Source organism: bacterium (genome assembly GCA_019637795.1).
In the GTDB taxonomy this organism is placed as follows: domain Bacteria; phylum Desulfobacterota; class Binatia; order HRBIN30; family CADEER01; genus JAHBUY01.
In genome coordinates, this window is sequence record JAHBUY010000002.1 from 186566 (window position 1) to 207407 (window position 20842).

The window sequence follows — 20842 nt, forward strand, 5'->3', positions numbered from 1 at the left end:
TCGTGGCGCGGCAGATCATCATCAACTCGACGCCCCAGGAGGCGCGCGTCGCCACGATGGAGAACGCCCGCCTGCTCGAGATCCAGATCGAGCGGGTGCGCGAGCGCAGCCTGGCCGGCAGCATCTGCAAGGGCCGCGTGCTGCGCGTCCTGCCGGGCATGCAGGCCGCGTTCGTCGACATCGGCCTGGAGAAGGCCGCGTTCCTGCCCGGCGCCGACTTCTTCCCGCTCAGCGCCGACGAGTACGCGCTGCGCGAGACGCCCCCCGACACGCCGGACACGCCGCCCGGCGATGACGCCGCGAGCGCGGGCGCCGAGGACGCCGGCGGCCGCCGCGCCCGCGTGCTGCCGCCGATCGAGGAGCGGCTGCAGAAGGGTCAGGACGTCATCGTCCAGATCAGCAAGGAGCCGATCGGCAGCAAGGGCGCGCGCCTGACCTCCAACATCTCCCTGCCCGGCCGCTACCTGGTGTACCTGCCATACAGCAACCAGATCGGCATCTCGCGGCGGCTGGCGAGCGAGGAGGAGCGGCAGCGCCTGCGCGAAGCGGTGGAGGCCGTCGCCTCGGAGAGCGGCGGCATCATCATCCGCACCGCCTGCGAGGGCGTGTCGAAGCGCGAGATCCAGTCCGACCTGCGCCTCCTGCGCCGCCAGTGGCAGCACCTGTCGCGCAAGGCGGAGAGCCTGCCGGCGCCGGCGATCCTGCACCAGGAGCTCGACGTGATCCTGCGCACCATGCGCGACCTGTCGGCGAGCGACGTCACCCGGGTGATGGTGGACAATCGGCGCGACTACCAGCGCATCCTCGACTTCACCGACGAGGTGATGCCGCGCGCCCGGCCGCGCGTCGAGCTCTACGAGCTGCCCGAGCCGATCTTCGAGCGCTACGGCATCGAGGCGCAGATCAACAAGGCGCTGGAGCGCAAGGTGTGGCTGAAGTCGGGCGGCTACATCGTCATCGACCATACCGAGGCGCTGACCGCGATCGACGTCAACACCGGCCGCTTCATCGGCAAGACCGACCAGCGGGAGACGGCGCTGCGCACCAACCTCGAGGCGGCGCGGGTGATCGCCGACCAGCTCCGCCTGCGCAACATCGGCGGCCTGATCATCATCGACTTCATCGACATGGACCATGCCGAGGACCGCAAGGCGGTGCTGGCGGCGCTCAACGAGTCGATCAAGGGCGACAAGGCGCGCGCCACCATCCTCGGGATCTCCGAGCTCGGCCTGGTCGAGATGACCCGGCAGCGGACGCGCGAGAGCCTGGCGCAGCGCCTGTGCGAGCCCTGCCCGACCTGCAATCAGCGCGGCCTGGTGAAGGGCGTCGCCACCACCGCCTACGAGGCGCTGCGCCGCATCCGCCGGGAAGCGACGCTCAACGGCGCCGTGCAGCGGCTCGAGGTCGCCCTCCCGGGCCCGGTGCTCGCCTTCCTCCACCAGTACGAACCCGCCGCGCTGCGCGAGATCGAGCGCGAGCTGGGCGTGCCGATCGCCGTCAGCGAACGCAGCGATGCGTCGGTCGACTACGCGATCCTCCCGGTGGTCGCCAAGGAAGCCGCCAAGTAGCCGCGGCCCGGGGGCGCATGGCCGGCGCCCGCGTCCCCCCGGGTGGCAACCCGTCCGGGGCATCCTCGCGGCGGCGCAAGCCCCCGCGTCGGGGGCGCACGGAGGCGCTGCCAAACCCCGTTGAATCGCTGTCAGGGCGTCGATATAGCTGCGAGTCGACGTTGCGCGGTGCGGCGTCGACCCTTGGGGTGCGGTGCGGCGGGGCGGGCGGCGGACGAGAGGCGAGGACCAAGCAGAATGGAATCAGACAGCGCCACCGCGGTGGCGGCAGGGGCCGGCGCCAGCGGCGCCAAGGCGATCGAAGAGCGCGACGAGGTCGTCATCCGCTTCGCCGGCGATTCCGGCGACGGCATGCAGCTCGCGGGACAGCACTTCACCAACGAGACCGCGCTCGCCGGCAACGACCTGAGCACCCTGCCCGACTTCCCGGCCGAGATCCGCGCTCCGGCGGGCACCCTCGCCGGCGTCAGCGGTTTTCAGCTCCACTTCTCCAGTCGCGACGTGTTCACGCCCGGCGACGCGCCCGACGTGCTGGTGGCGATGAACCCGGCGGCGCTGAAGGTGAACATCGGCGACCTGCAGCCGAACGGCATCCTCATCGTCGACAAGGAACAGTTCAACGAACAGAACCTGCGCAAGGCAGAATACGCGAGCAATCCGCTCGCCGACGATTCGCTCAACCGCTTCCAGGTGTTCCAGGTCGACATCACCAAGCTCACCATCAACGCGCTGAAGGACCTCGGCCTGCCGACGCGCACCATGATGCGCTCGCGCAACTTCTTCGCCCTCGGCCTGACGTCCTGGCTGTTCCAACGGCCGATCGAACCGACGATCAAGTGGATCCAGGCGAAGTTCGCCAAGAACGCCGCCCTCGGCGACGCCAACGTCCGGGTGCTGCGAGCGGGCTGGAACTTCGGCGAGACGGCGGAGATGTTCCGCACCGCCTACAAGGTCGGCCCGGCGACCATCGCCCCGGGCCGCTATCGCAACATCACCGGCAACCAGGCGGCGGCGCTCGGCTTCGTGGCCGCGGCGCGGCGCGCCGGACGGCCGCTCTTCCTCGGCAGCTATCCGATCACGCCGGCGAGCGACATCCTGCACGAGCTGGCCACCTACAAGAATTTCGACGTCCTCACCTTCCAGGCCGAGGACGAGATCGCCGGCGTCGGCTCGGCGCTCGGCGCGGCGTTCGGCGGCGCCATCGCGCTGACCACGACCAGCGGTCCGGGCATCTGCCTCAAGTCCGAGGCGATCAACCTCGCGGTCGCCACCGAGTTGCCGGTGGTCATCGCCGACATCCAGCGCGGCGGCCCGAGCACCGGGCTGCCGACCAAGACCGAGCAGGCCGACCTGCTGCTCGCCATGTTCGGCCGCAACAGCGACTCGCCGGTGCCGATCCTCGCTCCGGCGACGCCGGCCGAGTGCTTCCAGATGGCGTTCGAGGCGGTGCGCATCGCGGTCGCCTACATGACGCCGGTGTTCTTCCTCTCCGACGGCTACCTGGCGAACGGCGCCGAGCCGTGGGCGATCCCGCGCGCCGCCGACCTGCCGGAGATCCGCGCCGTCTTCCGCACCGATCCGAACGGCTTCTATCCCTACCTGCGCGATCCCGAGACCCTGTCGCGCCCGTGGGCGATCCCCGGCACCCCGGGCCTCGAGCACCGCATCGGTGGGCTGGAGAAGGACTACCTCACCGGCAACGTCAGCTACGCGCCGGCCAATCACGAGCAGATGGTGCGGGTGCGGGCGCGCAAGATCGCCGGCATCGCGCGCGAGATCCCGCCCACCGAGGTGCGCGGCGCCGGCGAGGGCGACCTGCTGCTGCTCGGCTGGGGCAGCACCTACGGCTCCCTGGAGGCCGCGACGCGTGTCCTGACCGCGCAGGGCAAACGGGTCGGCCACGCCCACCTGCGCTTCCTGAATCCGCTGCCCGGCGACCTCGGCGAGGTGCTGGCGCGTTTCAGGCGCGTGCTGGTGCCGGAGCTCAACATGGGCCAGTTGGTGCGGCTGATCCGCGCCGAGTACCTCGTCGACGCCGTCGGCCTGAACAAGATCCAGGGCCAACCGTTCAAGGTCAGCGAGGTGGTGAGCAAGGCCACCCGGATGCTGGAGTCGTCCCGATGAGCACCATCACCGCGCCGACGGCGCTGTCGCGCAAGGATTTCGTCACCGACCAGGACGTCCGCTGGTGCCCCGGCTGCGGCGACTACTCGATCCTCGCCCAGGTGCAGAAGGTGATGCCGGAGCTCGGCATCGCGCGCGAGAACGTGGTCTTCGTCTCCGGCATCGGCTGCTCGAGCCGCTTCCCGTACTACATGAACACCTACGGCTTTCACTCCATCCACGGCCGGGCGCCGGCGATCGCCACCGGCCTGAAGGCGGCGCGGCCGGAGCTCTCGGTGTGGGTGGTGACCGGCGACGGCGACGGCCTCAGCATCGGCGGCAACCACATGCTGCACGCGCTGCGGCGCAACATCGATCTCAACCTGCTGCTGTTCAACAACCGCATCTACGGCCTCACCAAGGGCCAGTACTCGCCGACCTCGGAGATGGGCAAGGTGACGAAGTCGACCCCGCTCGGCTCGATCGACTACCCGCTCAACCCGGTGTCGGTCGCGCTCGGCGCCGAGGCGACGTTCGTCGCCCGCACGGTCGACGTCGACGCCAAGCACCTGCAGGAGATGATCCGCCGCGCCAGCCAGCACCGCGGCACCGCGTTCGTCGAGATCCTGCAGAACTGCAACATCTTCAACGATGGCGCCTGGTCGGCGATCAGCGACAAGGACAGCAAGCCGGACAACGCGCTGGTGCTCGAGCACGGCAAGCCGATGCTGTTCGGCAAGCAGCGCGACAAGGGCATCCGCATGAACGGCCACCGGCTGGAGGTCGTGCAGCTCGGCAACGGCATCACCGCCGCCGACCTGCTGGTGCACGACGAGCAGGACGCCACCCTCGCCTTCCTGCTCGGCGCCATGCACACGCCGGCCTTCCCGGTGCCGCTCGGCGTGCTGCGCGCCGTGCAGCGCCCGACCTACGACGAGGCGATCAACGCCCAGGTGGCGCAGGCCAAGGCCAAGCTCGGCGCCGGCGACCTCGACGCCCTCTTCGCCCAGGGCGATACCTGGGACGTGAGCTGATTTCACCGCGGAGACGCGGCGGCGCAGCGCTCGCTCCGCGCCTCCGCGGTGAAGGCTTCAGGCGAAGAAGAGCAACCCCACGAGGTCGACGGCGACGTACGCCGCCACCACTGCGGCCCCGGCGTAGTCCTTGGCGAAGCGCTGGCCGGTGATCAGGGCCAGCAGGGCCAGGCCGGACACCGTCAACCCGAGCGAGGCGAGGTTGACGCCGGCGCGGGTGAAGCTGAAGAACACGATCCCGAGCCCGCACAGCACCCCGGCCAGCGCTTCCAGCGCGGTGAGGATCCAGAACATCCGCGTCACCATCGCCGGCGGGAACGGGCTGTTCTTGAAGTGCCCGGCCAGGAACTCGAGGTTGCCGGCCGAGTCGGTCAGCTTGTCGAGCGCCGATTGCAGGAAGACGACGGCGAAGAAGGCCGTCACCAGGAATCGTCCCATCACCTCTGGATCCATCGCTTGCCTCCGTGTGTGCGCCGCGCGGTCAGTGGAGCACGCCTTGAACCAGCTCCACCGTCAGCTCGTCCAGCGAGCGGATCACCGCCTGCGCCGAGCTGGTGTCGTTGTCCGCCGTGTAGTCGTGCGGGAAGGCGATGCAGGCGCAGCCGGCGGCGGCGGCGGCGCGGATCCCCTTGGTCGCGTCCTCGATCACCACGCAGCGCGCCGGGGCGAGCCCGAGTCGCGCCGCGGCGGTGGCGAACGCGTCCGGCGCCGGCTTGGCCTCGACGTAGTGCTCGCGGGTGACGACCGCCGTGAACAGGGGCGTCAACGCGAAGCGCGCGAGCACGAAGTCGACGTCGGTGGCGTGCGAATTGGTCGCCACCGCCAAGGGGAAGCGGGGGCGCAGGCGCTCGAGCGCCGCGCGCGCGCCGGGGATGAGCTGGATCTCGCGCCGCAGCAGCTCGTGGTAGACGGGATCCTTCAACCGCCGCAGCTCGCTCGCCGAGATCGGCAGGCCGAGCTCGCGCACCGCGTACTCCGGCCCGCGCCCGGCGGCGATCCACTCGCGGCCGTAGACGACCGCGTCGACCTCGATGCCGAAGCGCCGCAGCACCAGGTTGTAGGCCCGGTGCTGCAGCGCTTCCGAATCGATGATGACGCCGTCGAGGTCGAAGATGACGCCGGCGTCGGGCGTCGCGGTGCTCACTTCTTCTCGACCACCACGCTCTCGATGACCACCGGCGTCACCGGCACGTTCTGGTGCGGCAGCTTGGTCGTGGTCGGCACGGCCGAGATCTTCTCGACCACGTCCATGCCGTCGACCACCGTGCCGAACACCGCGTAGCCGTACCCCTGGACGCTGTCGTCGCGGTGGTCGAGGAAGGCGTTGTCCTTGGTGTTGATGAAGAACTGCGCCGTGGCGCTGTTGGGATCGCTGGTGCGCGCCATGGCGACGGTGCCCTTGGTGTTCTTGCGCCCGTTACCCGCCTCGTTCTTGATCGGCGCCTTCGTCGTCTTCTGGTTCATCTCCTTGTCGAAGCCGCCGCCCTGGATCATGAAGTCGGGGATGACGCGATGGAAGATCGTGCCGTCGTAGAACTTGTCGTTCACGTAGGCGATGAAGTTCTCGGTCGACACCGGGGCCTTCTCGCGGTCGAGCTCGATCTTGATCGTCCCCATCGAGGTCTTCATGACCACGACGGGGTTGCTGTCCGCGCCCCGCGCCCCGGCCGCGCTCAGACCCACCATCAACACTGCCACCATCAATGCCCGCATCACCGACTCCTCGCCTGTGGAATAGCCGCTGTTCTTACCAGCCCGCCCTGCCCCCGCCAAGCGCGCCCCGCCGGCCTGCGGTGCCGCTCGGTGATGAAACCTGATAGCGTCCCGCCGATGAGCGAGCGGACGATGGTGGCGCGGGTGGCGGATCTGCCGCCGGGTCGGACGGCCAAGTTCGTGCTCGTCCGCGACGGGCGCGAGGTCGAGGCCTTCGCCCTCAACCACGGCGGCCGCCTGGTCGCCTACGTCAACCGCTGCTGCCACATCCCGATGACCATGGACTGGGTCGAGAACCAGTTCCTCAGCGACGACGGCGCGCACATCCTCTGCGCCACCCACGGCGCCCTCTACGAACCCGCGAATGGCGAGTGCGTCGCCGGCCCCCCGCTCGGCAAGTGCCTGACCCCGGTCCCGCTCGAGGTCCGCGACGGCCACATCTGGGCCGGCTGGCCGGAAGGGGAATGAGCGCGGAGCACCACGGCGACCGCCGTGGACCTCCGCGGGGACCGCTCAGCCGACGTCGCCCAAGCGTCTGCCCTGCGCGGCGCGGGCACGCGCCCGATCGAGGAGCTCCGCCGGCACCGGCTCGGTTTTGCCCATGCCGAAACGCAGCACGCCGGGCAGGAACAGCCGCAGGATGCGCGCCGTGATCAGCATCGGATGGCGGCGCGGAATGGTCACCTCGTAGCGGCGCTTCTCGATCACCTCGAAGATGGCGTCGACGACGATGGCGGGCGGATACTTGGGGCCGTGGTATGCGGGCGGTTCGTCCTCCTTCTCCCAGATCTCGGTGTCGATCGGGCCCGGATTGACGATCGCGACGTGGATGTTCGAGCCCGCGAGGTCGTTCCACAGACCTTCGCTGAAGGCGTTCATCGCCGCCTTGGACGCCGCGTAGAGGCCCTCGCGCGGCGGCGACACCTTGGCGGCGAAGGACGAGACATTGACGATGAACCCGCCGCCCTGGCGCAGCATCGGCGGGATCGCGGCGTAGGTCGTCCAGACGCAGGACATGAAATTCACCCGCATCACGACGTCCGCCTCCTCGGCGCTGGTGTGGTAGGTGTGCTTGTGCTTCGAGATGGCGGCGTTGTTGACCAGGATGTCCAGCCGCCCATGACGCCGCACGGCCTCGTCGACCACCTGCTCCGCCAGCGCCCGCTCGCCGAGGTCGCCGGCGATGTAGAACGACTGCGGCGACGCCGCCTGACACTCGCCGATCAGCTTCTGCAACAGCGCCTCGCGCCGCGCCACCGCGACGACGATCGCGCCGCGCTGGGCGAACGCCTTGGCCGCCTCGTAGCCGATCCCTGACGACGCGCCGGTGACGACGACGACCTTGTTCCGATAGTCCATGCCGGCTCCCTTACGATGGGCGGGCGGCGGAGGCCAGCAACCCGCCGGCGGCATCGGTGCCTCCGTCGGCGCCGGTCGGCGCTGATCCTCGAGTGGGCGCCGAAGGGGGCGGCCGTCCACCGACCCGTCGCGGCCGCCGCGCGCGCGCACCTCCGCCGCGCGCGCTTGCCTCGCTCCTCGCGGCTCGGCTAACCCTCGCCCGATGGACGGGACGCTCAGGGGCCTCGTCGGGCTCGTCGAAGGCACCCACGTCGAGGCGCGCTGCGCGGCGCTGGTGGTGCTGACCCAGCTCGGCATCGACGAGGAGCGGGTGGCGCGCGCCGTCGCCGCGGCGGTCGCCAGCCCCAACGTCCTGGTGCGCGACTTCGCGCTCGGCTACTTCGAGCGCGTCCGCTCGCCGCAGACCGTGCCGGCGGTGCTGCCGCTCCTCGACGCCGAGGACGAGCCGGTGCGCCAGCGCGCCGTCGCCCTGCTCGCTCCGCATGGCGCCGCGGCGGTGAACGCGGCACGCAAGCGGCTCGCCGACGCGCCGCGCCGCCGCCTGACGGCGATCGTCGAGCTCTGCGCGCAGGTGCGCAGCGCCGCCGCCCTCGACACCCTCTTCGAGCTCATGGCGAGCGACGACCTCGACAGCAACCGCGTCGCCTGCGATGCGCTCATCGCCGCCATCCCGGGCCTCGCCGAACGCGAACGCGCCGATCTCTTCCGCCGCGCCGAGACGCTCGCTGCCGACGCCAGGGGACATCGCACCCGGCTGGTCGCCGCGGCCAAGCTGCTCGGCGCCCTCGCCGACGCCAAGGCGCGCAAGACCCTGTTCGCCATGCTGCACGAACGCGAGCCGCACGTCGTCCACACGCACGCCCTCGCCGCCCTGACGCAGTGCCTGCGCGGCAAACCGCTCAGCACGCGCGAGATCGACCTCCTCCTGCCGCTGCTCGGCCACGAGGACGAAGTCGGCATCATCCGCCCCGTCGTCCGCCTGCTCGAGGACCAGAGCTTCGACCGCGCCTACCTGGCGCGACTCAACCAGCTCGCCGAGAGCCCGCAGCCGATCGTCAAGCGCTTCGCCGTCGGCACGCTCGGCGGCTTCGAGTCCGGCGGCGTCGTCAAGACGCTCATCGGCTATCTGACCGACGACAGCTACGCGCGCCGCGACCAGGCGATCGCCACGTTGAAGACGCTGCCGGCGGCGCGCCTGCCCCTGATGAAGGAGCTGCTCGCCTGCGACGACGAGCGCAAAGCGTGGACCATCGCCGACATTCTGCTGCTGCACGACCGGGGCTGGAAGCGCGACACCCTGACGGCCCTCTGGGCGAAGATGGAGACGGCGCTCGAGCAGCGCGAGGATCGGCTGCATGCCGCCCTCCACCACGTCCTGGTGGCGCTCGACGCCGAATGGCTGCGGGAACGGATCCGCGCCCGCGCCGAGAAGAAGCGCAAGAGCAAGCAGTTCGCCGACAGCGCCCGCTGGCTGCTGCTGCTCAAGGACACCCCGGCGTGGGACGACGAGGCCCGCTTCGCCTACGCGGTGGCGACGCTCAAGACCCACCGCCACCCCCTCGGCAGCTCCGCCCGGCCGCGCGACCCGGCGCTCGACACCTTCCGCGCGCTCGCCGACTCGCCCTTCCCGCTCGCCGACCGGCTACGGCGCGAGCGCGCGGTCGATCCCGAGGACGCCTACTACGTCGCCTTCGCCCTGGCCGAGCAGCGCGGCGAGGCCCGCGGCGTCGCCGCCGAGATCCTGGCGCATCTGGCCGACGCGCATGGTCGCACCAAGGTGGGCAAGGCGGCGAAGAACAAACTGCAGCTCCTCGGCCGCTGAGCGCCGGCGAACGACGACGATGATCGCTGCCGCCACGCCGGAGCACATCGCGCGCGCCGCGGCGTTGCTGCGCGCCGGGCAGGTGGTCGCCTTTCCCACCGAGACCGTCTACGGGCTCGGCGCCGACGCGACCAATGCCGCGGCCGCCGCCCATGTCTTCGCCATCAAGCGGCGGCCGTCCTTCGATCCGCTGATCGTGCACCTCGCCGCGGCCGCGGGGGTGGATCGCGTCGCGGCATCGGTGCCCGACCTGGCGCGGCGCCTGATCGCCCGCTTCTGGCCTGGGCCGCTCACCCTCGTGCTGCCGAAGCGCGACGGCATCCCCGACATCGTGACCGCCGGGCTGCCGTCGGTCGCCGTGCGCGTCCCCGACCACGCCGTGGCGCGCGCCCTGATCGCCGCCGCCGACCGCCCGATCGCCGCGCCCAGCGCCAACCCGTTCGGCTACGTGAGCCCCACCACTGCCGAGCACGTCGCGGCGCAGCTCGGCGACGCCGTGCCGCTGATCCTCGACGGCGGCCCGTGCCGGGTCGGGGTCGAGTCGAGCATCGTGTCCTTCGTCGAGCCGACCCCGGTGCTCCTGCGGCCGGGCGCGGTGACGCTCGAGATGCTCGCCGCCGAGATCGGACCGCTGCGCATCGGCGGCGACGCCGCCCTGCCCACCGCACCCGGCCAGCTTCCGCGCCACTACGCGCCGGGCACGCCGGTGGAGCTGGTCGACGACCCGGCCGCCATCCCCGCGTCCCTGCGCCGCGGCGCCGCCCTGCTCGCCTGCGCGCCGGTGACCGACGGCGCCGGCTTCGCCGCCGTCGAGATCCTGTCCGCCAGCGGCGATCTCGAGCAGGCGGCGACGCGCCTGTTCGCCGCCCTGCGCGCCCTCGATGCCGGCGGCTTCCGCCGGGTCTACGCCGTCGCCGTCGCCGACGCGGGCATCGGCCGGGCGATCATGGACCGCCTGCGCCGCGCCGCGAAGTGATCGCCGGCGCGCGCTCTGACGCGGCGGGCGACGCTCCGCCGAGCGCGTTGATCACCGCCTCGCTGGCCGGCGGCTCGCAGCGCGGCTCGCGGATCAGCGCCGAGAGGTAGTCCTGGCCACCTCGAGGGCCAGGATCGTCTTGCCGACCTGGCGCGGTCCGAGCAGCGCCACCGCCGGCGCTTCGGACAATGCGGTCGCGAGGTCCGCCAGAAGGCGGCGGGGGATCATGCGTGCAATTACGGAGTGTCGCTCCAGGAATGCAAGGATACCCGGGGCCGCGCCCGCGACGGACCCGCCTGGACCGGAGTCTCCGAGTCCGACGTGGCCTGGCGAGACGACGGCCCGTTCGCAGCGGAGGAAGGCGGAACAGCTCCCCAGCTCTCCCGCCGAGGCCGGAACGGGCCGCTCACGTGCGCCGCAGCGGCACCACGACGCCGGTGTTCGGCGGCGTGGCGACGTCGGGCGCCACCCGCCGCAGCAGGCCGGGCGCTACCCGCCAGCGCTGCCCGTCGTCGGTGACGACGGTGACCGATTTCCGGTTGTAGCGCGTCAGCATGCCGACGACCGCGGACACGCCGTCGGCCGCGAAGGACACGCGATCGCCGATGCGGAACTCGAGCATCTGCGAATGCGCCCGCATCTGGCGGAGAAACCGCAGCCGCTCGACGACGCGATGGTTGAGGTCCACCAACTCCGCTTCGCTCAGACCGTCGATATCGATCGTGCCCACCGTTCGCCTCCAGCGCGGTCCGTCGACCCGAACGCCGCCGGCGCGCAGCGCGCCGGCGGCCCGTCGTTGATCCCGCTACTCGGTGAGGCGCTTCAGCGCCTCGCGGTACTTCTCCGAGGTCTTGCGCACCACCTCCTCCGGCAGCTCGGGACCGGGGGGCTCCTTCTTCCAGCCGATCTGCGTCAGGTAGTCGCGCACGTACTGCTTGTCGAAGCTCGGCGGCGAGGTGCCGGGGCGGTACTCGCTGCGCGGCCAGAAGCGCGACGAGTCGGGCGTCATCACCTCGTCGATGAGGATGATCTCGTCGTCCAGCAGCCCGAACTCGAACTTGGTGTCGGCGATGATGATGCCGCGCTGTTCGGCCCAGTCGGCGCCGAAGCGGTAGAGGGCGAGGCTCAGGTCGCGCACCTGCGCCGCGCGCCCCGCGCCGAGCAGGCGCTCGGCGTCGGCGAACGAGATGTTCTGGTCGTGCTCGCCCTGCGGCGCCTTGGTGGACGGCGTGAAGATCGCCGCGGGCAGCTTGTCGGCCTGGCGCAGCCCGGCCGGCAGCGGCTCGCGGCACACCGTGCCGTGGCGCGTGTACTCCTCCCATCCCGAGCCGACGAGATAGCCGCGCACCACCGCTTCCACCGGCAGCGGCTTCGCCTTCTTCACGATCTGCGAACGATCGCGCAGCCGCTCCACCCATGCCGGCGGCACCGCGTCCTCAAGCCGCCGTTCGAGCAGGTGGTTGTCGACGATGTGCCGCGTGCGCGCGAACCAGAACGTGGACAGCGTGTTCAGCACGCGGCCCTTGTCGGGGATCGGCGTCGGCAGCACCACGTCGAACGCGGACAGCCGGTCGCTGGTGACCACCAGCAGGGCGTCGCCGAGGTCGTACACGTCGCGCACCTTGCCGCGGAACAGCAGCGGCAGCTCTTTGATGTCGCTCTCGAACAGCACGTCGCTCATCGGGCTTGTCCTACCGAAAAACCAGCCGCAGAGGAACACGGAGGGCCGCGGCGCCGATCGGGAGATGGGTGGCGGCCCGGTAGCCCCGCGCCAGCCCCTTCGGTATGACAGCGGCATGTCGCGTTCCCTCTGGCTCGGGCTCGCCTGCCTGCTCGCGGCCTGCACGCGCGGCGCATTGGATTCCGTGCCGCCACCGGCCTATGGCAGCGCCGCCTGCGCCACCTGCCAGGAGGTGATCGGCGCGCCCCGGCACGCGGCGCAGTTCGTGCGCGCCGACGGGACGGTGCTGTCGTTCGACGCGCCCGTCTGCCTGTTCCGCGCCCTGCGGCGCGAGTCCGCGCCGCCGCGCGCCATCCGCTTCCACGGTCCCGACGAGGCCTGGATCGCCGCCGACGACGCCTGGTTCGCGGCGCTGCCCGGGGCCGAGACGCCGCACGGCGCCGGCTGGACGGCGTTCGCGAGCTTCGGCGCGGCGCAGGACGCGGTGGCGCAGGCGGGCAGCGGCGAGATCCTCGCTTTCGCGCAGGCGCGCGAGCGGCTCGGGCAGTGACCTCCGTTCCGCCCCCGGCGCCGGCCTCCGTCGGCCCCACCAGCGGCCCGATCGCCGCCCGCGTCGGCGCCGCGCTCCTGCTGCGCCGCGACTTCTACGAGCGCGCCGCCGCGGATCAGACCGCCACCGGCCCGGCCGGCGCGATGGTCTGTCTGGTGACGCTGGCGCGCGAGTCGGTCGTCATCTACGAGCTCAGCCAGGTCGAGAAGCTCTGGGGGCTCATCCTGCCGGTGCTCGTCGCCCTGGCCCTGATCGCCTGGCTGCTGCTCGGCGCCGTCGCCTGGCTGGTCACGCGGCTGACGGCGTCGCGGCCGGCGTTCCGGCGCCTGCTGCGCTGTCTCGGGTTCGCGCAGACGCCGACGATGCTGCTCGCCACCCTGGCCGCCGCGTCCGATCCGACGCTCTACCTGGCGCTGTACGGGCTGCTGATGCTGTGGGCCTTCGCGGCCCTCGTCGTCGCGCTGCGCGCCGCCGCGACGGTGACCACCGGGGCGGCGATCCCGCTCGCCCTGCCGGTCTTCCTCGCCCAGCTCGCGCTGCTGCTGCTCAGCCGCTACGTCGCCCTCGGCTGACGGCGCGTCAGGGCGCGAACGGCAGCGCCCAGCCGCGATAGCGCGCGATGCGGCCGTCGCGAAAGCGGTATTCCAGCATCCCCCGCTCGTCGAACTCCTCGCCGTTGTGGCGCCAGTGGCCGCGCTGGCGGATGATCATCACCACCACGTCGCCCTGGGCGGCCAGGGTCTCGATCTCCACCCACTCGAACGTCAGGACGCCGAAGTTGCGCCGGATGCCCTCCTCCACCTCGGCCAGACCGCGCCCCGCCATTCGGAAGGGCACCGGTCCGCCGGCGTACAGCGCGTAGCTGGCGTCGGGATCGAGGTAGCGCATGGCGCCCGCGTAGTCGTCGGCGGCGATGGCGGCGAACAGCTCGCCGAGGCAGCGCACGTGTTCGGTCTCGACGCGCTTGTCGGTCGCCGCGCCATCGCCGCGCTCGAACGCCTCGACGAGCTGTGCCGCGAGACGAACGAAGCCGGGTTGCATCGCCATGGACCCCCGGCGCCTTTGAGCGCGCCGCCCGGCGTGCTGTCAACCGCGGGCTCGGTTTGCGCCCAGCGCGCGTCCCCAGGTACTACCGACGCCCGTCGTTCGACGGAGGAGGCGCGATGCCCTGGGATTTCGAGACCGAGCCCGACTTCCAAGCCAAGCTCGACTGGATCGACGCCTTCGTGCGCGAGCAGGTCGAGCCGCTCGACCTCGCCTTTCGCGACCCGGCGGCGCCGTACGTGCGCGACAATCCGACCTACCAACGGGTCACCGCGCCGCTGAAGGCGGAGGTCCGCCGCCAGGGGCTGTGGGCCTGCCACCTCGGCCCCGAGCTCGGCGGACCGGGGTACGGGCAACTCAAGCTGGCGCTGATGAACGAGATCCTCGGCCGCTCCAACTGGGCGCCGACGATCTTCGGCTGCCAGGCGCCCGATTCCGGCAATGCCGAGATCCTCGCCCACTACGGCACCCCGGAGCAGAAGCAGCGCTACCTGCAGCCCCTGCTCGACGGCGAGATCGTCTCCTGCTTCTCGATGACCGAGCCGCAGGCCGGCGCCGATCCGCGCGAGTTCCGCTGCCGGGCGGTGCGCGATGGCGACCATTGGGTGATCAACGGCGAGAAGTACTTCTCCTCGCACGCCGATCTGGCCAGCTTCCTCATCACCATGGCGATCACCGATCCCGAGGTGCCGGTGCACCAGGGCGCCTCGATGTTCCTCGTCCCTCGCGACACCCCCGGGCTCCACATCGTCCGCAACGCCGGCCTCGCCGGCGAGCCGCTCGGCGAGGGGCACCACGCCTACATCCGCTACGAGAACTGCCGCGTGCCCGCCGACGCCGTGCTCGGCGGTCCGGGGCAGGCCTTCGCCATCGCCCAGACGCGCCTCGGCGGCGGCCGCATCCACCACGCCATGCGCACCGTCGCCATGGTGAAGAAGGCGCTGCGCATGATGTGCGAGCGGGCGCTCTCGCGCCGCACCCAGGGCGAGGCGCTGGCGGCGAAGCAGATGGTGCAGCAGTACATCGCCGATTCGTTCATCCAGCTCGAGCAGTTCCGGCTGCTCGTCCTCTACACCGCCTGGCACATCGACAAGGGCCACGCGCGCGAGGCGCGCACCTACATCGCGGCGGTGAAGGTGCAGATGGCGGAGGTGCTGCACGACGTCGTCCGCCGCGCCGTGCAGGTGCACGGCGCCATCGGCTGCTCCAACGAGCTGCCGCTGATGTCGCTGTGGTCGGCGGTGCCGGTGCTCGCCATCGCCGACGGCCCCACCGAGGTGCACAAGCTCACCGTCGCCAAGGCGGTCCTGAAGGCGTACCAGCCGTACGACGGCCTGTGGCCGCGCGACTTCCTGCCCGACCGCGTCGCCGAGGCGCGGGCGCGCATCGCCAACGCCCTCGAGCGCGAGGCGGGCAACCTGTAACCTCGATCTCACAAAAATAAGCTCACCACGGAGGCACGGAGACACGGAGAGTACAGCGTCGGGATGGCTGGTTGGCGGGAATCCGTACGGTCCTTGCCGATGGGGTTGGGATCCCCGCCCCGTGCCCCTCGTTCTCCGGCTGTTCCGCGTCTCCGTGCCTCCGTGGTGAGAGTGCTGTTGTCTGATCAACGCTAACCAGGGAGCGCACGGAGGCGCACAGAGGATGGACGAGCGGATTCGCGAGCTGCTCAACCCCGACGCGTTGGCGCGCTGGATGGACGAACGCCGCCTGCCCGGCGCGGGATCGCCGATCGAGGCGCGCTTCATCAGCGGCGGCGCCTCGAACGAGATCTTCGAGATCATCCGCGGCGACGCCCGCCTGGTGCTGCGGCGGCCGCCCCGCCAGGTGCCCAAGGGGCGCAACGAGTCGATGCTGCGCGAGTACCGGGTGCTGGCGGCGCTGCGCGACAGCGACGTGCCGCACACCCGGGTCCTCGCCGCCTGCGACGACCCGGACCTGCTCGGCGCCTGCTTCTACCTGATGGAACACGTCGACGGGTGGTCGTGCATGAATCTCGACGGCTGGCCGCCGCCCTTCGACACCGACCTGGCGGCGCGCGCCGGCCTGGCCAACGAGCTGGTCGACGCCATCGCGCGGCTCAGCAGCGTCGACTGGAAGGCGCGCGGCCTCGAGGGTTTCGGCAGGCCGGAGGGCTTCCACGAGCGCCAGGTGGACCGCTGGCTGGCGCATCTCGCCGGCTTCAAGTTCCGCGACCTCCCCGGCCTCGACGACGCCGCCGCCTGGCTGCGCGGCTATCTGCCGCGCTCGTACGTGCCGGGGATCATCCACGGCGACTACCAGTTCGCCAACGTCATGTTCCGCCACGGCGCGCCGGCGCGCCTGGCGGCGATCGTCGACTGGGAGATGAGCACCATCGGCGATCCCCTGCTCGATCTCGCCTGGGTGGTGATGGCGTGGCCGAACCCGGACGAGGAGCGCGCCACCTCCGGCTACGTCGATTACACCGGCATGCCGAGCCGCGAGGAGCTGCTCGAGCGCTACGCGCGGGTCAGCGGCCGGCCGGTCGACGAGATCGATTACTACGTCATCCTCGCCCGCTTCAAAATGGCCGTCGTGCTCGAGGGCGGCTACGCCCGCTACGTCCAGGGCGGCGCCGACAATCCGAAGATGCGGATGTTCGGCGACGTCGTCCTCGACATGGCCCGCAAGGCCGGCGAGCTGGCCCGATCCACGCGCCTCGGCCGCTGACCCGGCCGCCGGCTTGTGGGGGGCGTTCGCGGTCGAGGCACGCCCCCCGTCGCCGAACGTGCAGCCTGTGCGCGAGCCGCGCCACGGCTCGGCGCCTACGCGGTGCGGGCGGTCGGGCGCGGGGCGACGAGCTGGCGGCCGCACGCGGGCGCGCCGCTCGTCGCCGCCGTGTCACTGGTTGTGCGGCACGGTCACGGCGATCGCTGTCGTGCTGGCGTTGCCGGCGGCGTCACGGCAGGCCACGTCGATGGTGTACGTCCGCCCCCTCCCGGTGCCGCTGCGCTCGGCTCGGAGTTGGAGCGCCAGCGGTCCGGTCACCATCCAGTCCGCTGCCGTGGCGCCGTCGCCGCGACCATCCTCCGGCTCGTTCGAGCGCACGCCGGTGATGGCGCACGTCCCGGGCTGGCCGCTGCAGAGATCGCGGGAGTCGACCGTCAGCGCGATCGGCACCATCTTGTGGTTTGGCGGCCAGAGCACCGCCGGCGTGGCGGTGCTGGCCGCGATGGCGGGCGGCGTGGTGTCCTGCACCGTCACCCGGCCGCTGCACCGCGCGGTCAGGTGGACGCCGTCGGTGGCGACGTACGGCAACGTCGTCGTCCCGAGGGCGAAGTCGGCGCTGGGGTGCGACGTGACCGCGACGTCGCCACAGACGTCGGACGCGACGGCACTCCCCGGCGTCACGCGCGCGCCGTGCGGCCCCTCGCACTCGCGCACGACATCGGCGGGACAACTGATCGTCGGCGGCGTCGTGTCCCTGACGGTGACGCTGCTCTCGCACGCCGCGGTGAGGCCGGCGCCGTCGGTGGCGACGAACGTGAGCGGCGTGGTGCCGAGCGGATAGCTGGCGGTCGGGTAGCTGGTGACACCGGCGGCGCCGCAGAGGTCGGAGGCGCTGGCGGCGCCGGGCGTGACCGCGGCCTGCTGGTTCCCCGTGCACTCGGCGACGACGGGATCCGGGCAGATGACCGCCGGCGGCGTGGTGTCGCGGACGATCACGTCGCTGCTGCACGTGGCGGTGAGGCCGACCGCGTCGGTCGCCGTGTAGCTGAGCGCCGTCGTCCCGAGCGGGAAGGTGCGCGCCGCCTGCGTGCTCACGCTGATGCCGCCGCAGACGTCGGCGCCGGTGGCCGCGCCCGGCGTGACGCTGGCGCCCTGCGGGCTCGTGCACTCGCGGGTGATCGCGCCCGGGCAGGTGATGGTCGGCGGCGTGGTGTCGCGCACGGTCACCGGGAAGCTGCAGGTGTTGACGTTGGGCGTCGGGCTCGCGGCGTCGCGAACGCCGCACGTCACGGTCGTCGTGCCGAATGCGAACGTCCCCCCGGCGGCGGGGTTGCAGCCGGTCAGCGTCGCCGGGCCGCAGTTGTCGCTGCCGGCGACCGGCGAGCCGAATGCGACCGGCGTGCCGGCGCCGGCGCATTCGGCGGCCACCGCCGCCGGGCAGGTGATTCCCGGCGCCGTGGTGTCGCGCACGGTGACCACGGCGTTGCACGACTCCGGCTGCGCGCCGCAGGCGTCGGTCTGCGTGGTCGAGAGGGTCACCGAGGTGCCGCCCAGCAGGTACGGGCCCGCCGGCGCCTGCACGAGCTGCTCGTAGGCGGCCGCCGTGGCGGCGTCGGCGATCGAGATGCCGGCGGCCCTGCAGGTCGCGTCGGCCGACACGCTGCGGTCCTCGCAGCCGAGCCGCGTCGTCGAGCCGCCGCTGGGCTCGTCGCCCGCGGCGCGCGCCCAGACGTCGACGAAGCCGATGGCCGAGTCCCACAGCGGCTCGAGGTCGCTCGCCCCGAGGCCGAGGCGGCCGAGGTCCGCGACCAGATCGGGCAGCAGGCCGACGTGGGCCAGGCCGTCGACGTTGAAGTCGAACGTCTTGAGCCCGGTCGTCTGCTTCTCGAAGGTGCCGAAGCCGGGCAGCGTGAACGGATAGCCCAGGGCGTTGCCGGCGCGCCCCTGGATGCTGCGCTCTTCCGCGTCCTGGCCGCAGGCGTCGAAGCCGAAGCGCGGGCCGACGTGGCCGGCGACGCCGTTGAAGTCGCTGCCCATCGCCACCGGTCCGCCCATGACGTCGCTGGCGTACTGGTACATCTGCGCCCAGGTCTTCGACGAGTGGCGGCAGTCGTCCGCGATGCCCTTCCCCGACGGCGGCACGTACGGCAGGTTCCACTTGCCGCCGACGTCGTCGGTATCCTGCTTGTCGTCCTTCAGCATGGCGGCCACCATGCCGCCGCTGTCGCGGATGCGCTCCAACTGCGGCCGCGTCCGCATGCGCTCGTGGCGCTTCTCCTGCCGCATGAGCTCGTAGAACTGCACGTGGCTGGCGATGACGGGCCGCGCTTCCTCGCCGGCGATGTCGAGGGCGGCGTCGAAGGCGTGATTCGACATGTGGTCCACGTCGACGACGATGCCCTTGCGCATCAGCGAGCGGATCATGTGGTCGCCGAGCGGGGTCAGGCCGTGCCGATTGCAGGACACCGAGACGTTCGGATCGATGAGCGGAACGACGAGCTCGCCGAAGCCGAACAGGTTGATGATGAAGGGAGTGAAGCCGCCGAGCCTGAACCCGTAGGCGTCCGGGCACTGCTCGGCGTCCCACCAGGATCCTTCGGAGACGTAATTGCCGGCGTGGATCGCATCCTGCCACGTCGCCGGCCCGCCGAAGGCGTTGTCGAAGTTGTGGATCGGGAAGATGACGCGAACGCCCTTGTCGTAGTATTCGTCGATCTTGCGGTCGACGTAGGCGGCGTCGCTCTCGCCGGCGTTCTTGCCGCTGCAGCCGCCGCGCTTGCAGTTGAACAGGTTCGCCACCTCGATGCCGAGCACGACCGCGAGCTTGCCGTCGCGGATGGCCTGGCGCGCCGCCGCCGGGGTGGTGACGACGCGGAACCAGCCCATGCCGGCGCCGCCCGCCGCGGCGTCGATCACGTCCTGCAGCGCCCAGGTCGCCTGGAGCTGGGCGTCGACCGGCGCCATCTCGTCCTCGCAGTCGGTGTGGCGCAGGCGCTTCGAGCTCTTGCAGAGCGCCTCGTTGGTGACCGCGAGCTGGACCATCAGCCGCAGGCCGCCGCGCCAGGCGCGCTCGAGCCACTTGTAGTACATCTGCTGATGGGTGGTGCTGCGCCAGGTCGGCCAGCCGTTGAACAACGGCGCGCCGAGGTGGGAGCCGGCGCCGACCAGGCCGAGGGCGAGCGGCAGCCCTTCGCGGGTGCCGGCCCCGAGGGCGTGGTCCGTCAACGTGTGGGCGCCGTGGAACTGCAGGAAGCCCGGCGTGCCGCAGTCGGGGTACAGCGTCGGGTCGCAGGCGGCGGCGAGCAGGTCGGCGCCGTCCTTGGCGACCAGGTCGCGGTAGCTGCCGAAGTCCTGCCGCAGCGCGGCGTTGATGCCGCCCGGCGCGTAGGGCTCGCCGGCGAGCACGCCGCCGCCGTGGCCGAGATCGGCGAAGAGGTGGGCATGCAGGTCGGCGTAGCCGCGCGCCGCGCAGGTCTGGTCGGTGGCGCCCGTCGCGCTCCAGCCCGCGGCGGGCTCGGCGATGGGGCGCAGGAGCGCATCGGCGCTGGCGCAGGTCGACAGCGACGGCGTGCCGTTGCCGATCAGGTCACCGATGCCGCAGGAGAAGTCGCCGCTGGCGCCGGGGATCTCGCGCAGTCCAGCGGCGCATCCGGGGGGCCCCTTGATGTCGCCGAGCAGGCAACAGGCGCGCTGGCCCTCGCCGCCGCACGGCGTCGGCCGATAGCACCAGCCGGACGAGGGGCCGCAATCGAGGTCGCGGCAGCCGCCGAGCTCGATCAGCCCCTCGGCGCAGGCGGGCCGCCCGTCGTCATGCAGCACGCTGCAGGCGCGCTCGCCGGCGCCGCCGCAGGGCGTGCGCTTCCAGCAGGTGCCGGCGTCGGCGCCCACCGCCAGCGCCGGGTAGGCGCAGGCGCCGCCGACGGCGCCGAGCTCGATGGCGCCCGTGTCGCACGGATTCCCGAGCGGCGATTCACCGACGCAGCAGGCGCGCTGGCGGTCGCCGCCGCAGAAGGGAAGAGCGTCGGGCGACGCGCCGCCGCAGGTTCCGGCGGGGAAGCCGCCGCAGACCGTGGGGTGGGCGATGGCGCCGGTCTCGGACAGTCCCTGGTCGCACGAGGGCACGGCCTCGAGCAGGCAGCACGCACGCTGCCCGTAGCCGCCGCAGTAGTCGAGATCGTCGGCGGTGGTCGCCAGGCCGCGGCCTGGCACGGCGAAAGCGAGCAGACCCGCCAGGGCCGCCGCCGCGGCGCTCAGCTTCTCCCGATTCGGCAATGGACTGCGCATGCCCGATCCTCCAG

18 protein-coding genes are annotated in these 20842 nt (G+C 71.8%); 10 read left to right on the plus strand and 8 right to left on the minus strand.

Annotated features, from left to right (window positions below):
* Window positions 1-2: 2 nt before the first annotated feature.
* From KF840_06195 to KF840_06205, 3 genes are all read left to right on the plus strand, one after another.
* Entirely contained in the window at window positions 3-1568 is a 1566-nt protein-coding gene (locus tag KF840_06195; protein ID MBX3024484.1) for an Rne/Rng family ribonuclease, read from the plus strand.
* A gap of 237 nt (window positions 1569-1805) precedes the next feature.
* Window positions 1806-3692, plus strand: coding sequence for a 2-oxoacid:acceptor oxidoreductase subunit alpha (locus KF840_06200; protein ID MBX3024485.1), 1887 nt, complete (start codon window positions 1806-1808; stop codon window positions 3690-3692).
* Window positions 3689-4705: a 2-oxoacid:ferredoxin oxidoreductase subunit beta gene (locus KF840_06205; protein ID MBX3024486.1), complete on the plus strand. Its 1017-nt coding sequence runs from the start codon at window positions 3689-3691 to the stop codon at window positions 4703-4705. Before KF840_06200 ends, KF840_06205 begins: the two co-directional genes overlap by 4 nt.
* A 57-nt stretch (window positions 4706-4762) precedes the next feature.
* On the opposite strand, the gene KF840_06210 is transcribed toward KF840_06205, so the two are convergent.
* From KF840_06210 to KF840_06220, 3 genes are read right to left on the minus strand one after another with little or no spacing between them, the layout of a single operon-like run.
* Window positions 4763-5158 (minus strand): DoxX family protein, encoded by a 396-nt coding sequence (locus tag KF840_06210; GenBank protein ID MBX3024487.1) that lies wholly within the window; start codon window positions 5156-5158, stop codon window positions 4763-4765.
* Window positions 5159-5186: 28 nt separating this feature from the next.
* Window positions 5187-5849, minus strand: coding sequence for an HAD family phosphatase (locus tag KF840_06215; GenBank protein MBX3024488.1), 663 nt, complete (start codon window positions 5847-5849; stop codon window positions 5187-5189).
* Window positions 5846-6418 (minus strand): peptidyl-prolyl cis-trans isomerase, encoded by a 573-nt coding sequence (locus tag KF840_06220; protein ID MBX3024489.1) that lies wholly within the window; start codon window positions 6416-6418, stop codon window positions 5846-5848. Before KF840_06220 ends, KF840_06215 begins: the two co-directional genes overlap by 4 nt.
* 117 nt (window positions 6419-6535) lie before the next feature.
* Here KF840_06220 and KF840_06225 point away from each other — a divergent pair, with 117 nt between their 5' ends.
* Window positions 6536-6886, plus strand: a complete 351-nt coding sequence (locus KF840_06225) for a Rieske (2Fe-2S) protein (protein MBX3024490.1) — start codon at window positions 6536-6538, stop codon at window positions 6884-6886.
* A 45-nt stretch (window positions 6887-6931) separates the two neighbouring features.
* Here the strand turns inward: KF840_06225 and KF840_06230 are convergent, their stop codons facing one another.
* Complete coding sequence (locus KF840_06230) at window positions 6932-7777, minus strand: SDR family NAD(P)-dependent oxidoreductase (protein ID MBX3024491.1); 846 nt, start codon at window positions 7775-7777, stop codon at window positions 6932-6934.
* A 202-nt stretch (window positions 7778-7979) separates the two neighbouring features.
* Here KF840_06230 and KF840_06235 point away from each other — a divergent pair, with 202 nt between their 5' ends.
* Both KF840_06235 and KF840_06240 read left to right on the plus strand, forming a co-directional pair.
* Window positions 7980-9599 (plus strand): hypothetical protein, encoded by a 1620-nt coding sequence (locus tag KF840_06235; GenBank protein MBX3024492.1) that lies wholly within the window; start codon window positions 7980-7982, stop codon window positions 9597-9599.
* A 19-nt stretch (window positions 9600-9618) separates the two neighbouring features.
* Entirely contained in the window at window positions 9619-10575 is a 957-nt protein-coding gene (locus KF840_06240) for a threonylcarbamoyl-AMP synthase (GenBank protein ID MBX3024493.1), read from the plus strand.
* 406 nt (window positions 10576-10981) lie between these two features.
* Here KF840_06240 and KF840_06245 read toward each other — a convergent pair whose 3' ends face one another.
* The gene (locus KF840_06245) at window positions 10982-11305 is read right to left on the minus strand and encodes a hypothetical protein (GenBank protein MBX3024494.1); all 324 of its coding nucleotides are present in this window, start codon (window positions 11303-11305) and stop codon (window positions 10982-10984) included.
* A gap of 75 nt (window positions 11306-11380) precedes the next feature.
* On the minus strand, window positions 11381-12256 hold the full coding sequence (locus KF840_06250) for a phosphoribosylaminoimidazolesuccinocarboxamide synthase (protein MBX3024495.1): 876 nt from the start codon (window positions 12254-12256) through the stop codon (window positions 11381-11383).
* Between the two features lie 115 nt (window positions 12257-12371).
* Between KF840_06250 and KF840_06255 the strand changes: the two genes are divergently transcribed.
* Together KF840_06255 and KF840_06260 are read left to right on the plus strand one after the other, a co-directional pair.
* A complete protein-coding gene (locus tag KF840_06255) occupies window positions 12372-12806 on the plus strand; it encodes a hypothetical protein (GenBank protein MBX3024496.1) in 435 nt (144 codons plus the stop codon).
* Window positions 12803-13378: a YIP1 family protein gene (locus KF840_06260; GenBank protein ID MBX3024497.1), complete on the plus strand. Its 576-nt coding sequence runs from the start codon at window positions 12803-12805 to the stop codon at window positions 13376-13378. Before KF840_06255 ends, KF840_06260 begins: the two co-directional genes overlap by 4 nt.
* Window positions 13379-13385: 7 nt before the next feature.
* Here KF840_06260 and KF840_06265 read toward each other — a convergent pair whose 3' ends face one another.
* A complete protein-coding gene (locus KF840_06265) occupies window positions 13386-13853 on the minus strand; it encodes a nuclear transport factor 2 family protein (protein ID MBX3024498.1) in 468 nt (155 codons plus the stop codon).
* A 116-nt stretch (window positions 13854-13969) separates the two neighbouring features.
* Between KF840_06265 and KF840_06270 the strand changes: the two genes are divergently transcribed.
* Together KF840_06270 and KF840_06275 are read left to right on the plus strand one after the other, a co-directional pair.
* Window positions 13970-15274, plus strand: coding sequence for an acyl-CoA dehydrogenase family protein (locus KF840_06270; protein MBX3024499.1), 1305 nt, complete (start codon window positions 13970-13972; stop codon window positions 15272-15274).
* 274 nt (window positions 15275-15548) lie between these two features.
* Window positions 15549-16544, plus strand: a complete 996-nt coding sequence (locus KF840_06275) for a phosphotransferase family protein (GenBank protein ID MBX3024500.1) — start codon at window positions 15549-15551, stop codon at window positions 16542-16544.
* Between the two features lie 171 nt (window positions 16545-16715).
* On the opposite strand, the gene KF840_06280 is transcribed toward KF840_06275, so the two are convergent.
* The gene (locus tag KF840_06280) at window positions 16716-20828 is read right to left on the minus strand and encodes an HYR domain-containing protein (protein ID MBX3024501.1); all 4113 of its coding nucleotides are present in this window, start codon (window positions 20826-20828) and stop codon (window positions 16716-16718) included.
* Window positions 20829-20842: the final 14 nt, after the last annotated feature.

Bases quoted from the DNA above. Each gene is read 5' to 3' on its own strand.
- KF840_06250 (MBX3024495.1), bottom strand. From the start codon at position 12,256: ATGAGCGACGTGCTGTTCGAGAGCGACATCAAAGAGCTGCCGCTGCTG.
- KF840_06235 (MBX3024492.1), top strand. From the start codon at position 7,980: ATGGACGGGACGCTCAGGGGCCTCGTCGGGCTCGTCGAAGGCACCCAC.
- KF840_06265 (MBX3024498.1), bottom strand. From the start codon at position 13,853: ATGGCGATGCAACCCGGCTTCGTTCGTCTCGCGGCACAGCTCGTCGAG.
- KF840_06270 (MBX3024499.1), top strand. From the start codon at position 13,970: ATGCCCTGGGATTTCGAGACCGAGCCCGACTTCCAAGCCAAGCTCGAC.
- KF840_06210 (MBX3024487.1), bottom strand. From the start codon at position 5,158: ATGGATCCAGAGGTGATGGGACGATTCCTGGTGACGGCCTTCTTCGCC.
- KF840_06275 (MBX3024500.1), top strand. From the start codon at position 15,549: ATGGACGAACGCCGCCTGCCCGGCGCGGGATCGCCGATCGAGGCGCGC.
- KF840_06225 (MBX3024490.1), top strand. From the start codon at position 6,536: ATGAGCGAGCGGACGATGGTGGCGCGGGTGGCGGATCTGCCGCCGGGT.
- KF840_06220 (MBX3024489.1), bottom strand. From the start codon at position 6,418: ATGCGGGCATTGATGGTGGCAGTGTTGATGGTGGGTCTGAGCGCGGCC.
- KF840_06240 (MBX3024493.1), top strand. From the start codon at position 9,619: ATGATCGCTGCCGCCACGCCGGAGCACATCGCGCGCGCCGCGGCGTTG.
- KF840_06230 (MBX3024491.1), bottom strand. From the start codon at position 7,777: ATGGACTATCGGAACAAGGTCGTCGTCGTCACCGGCGCGTCGTCAGGG.
- KF840_06200 (MBX3024485.1), top strand. From the start codon at position 1,806: ATGGAATCAGACAGCGCCACCGCGGTGGCGGCAGGGGCCGGCGCCAGC.
- KF840_06205 (MBX3024486.1), top strand. From the start codon at position 3,689: ATGAGCACCATCACCGCGCCGACGGCGCTGTCGCGCAAGGATTTCGTC.
- KF840_06255 (MBX3024496.1), top strand. From the start codon at position 12,372: ATGTCGCGTTCCCTCTGGCTCGGGCTCGCCTGCCTGCTCGCGGCCTGC.
- KF840_06280 (MBX3024501.1), bottom strand. From the start codon at position 20,828: ATGCGCAGTCCATTGCCGAATCGGGAGAAGCTGAGCGCCGCGGCGGCG.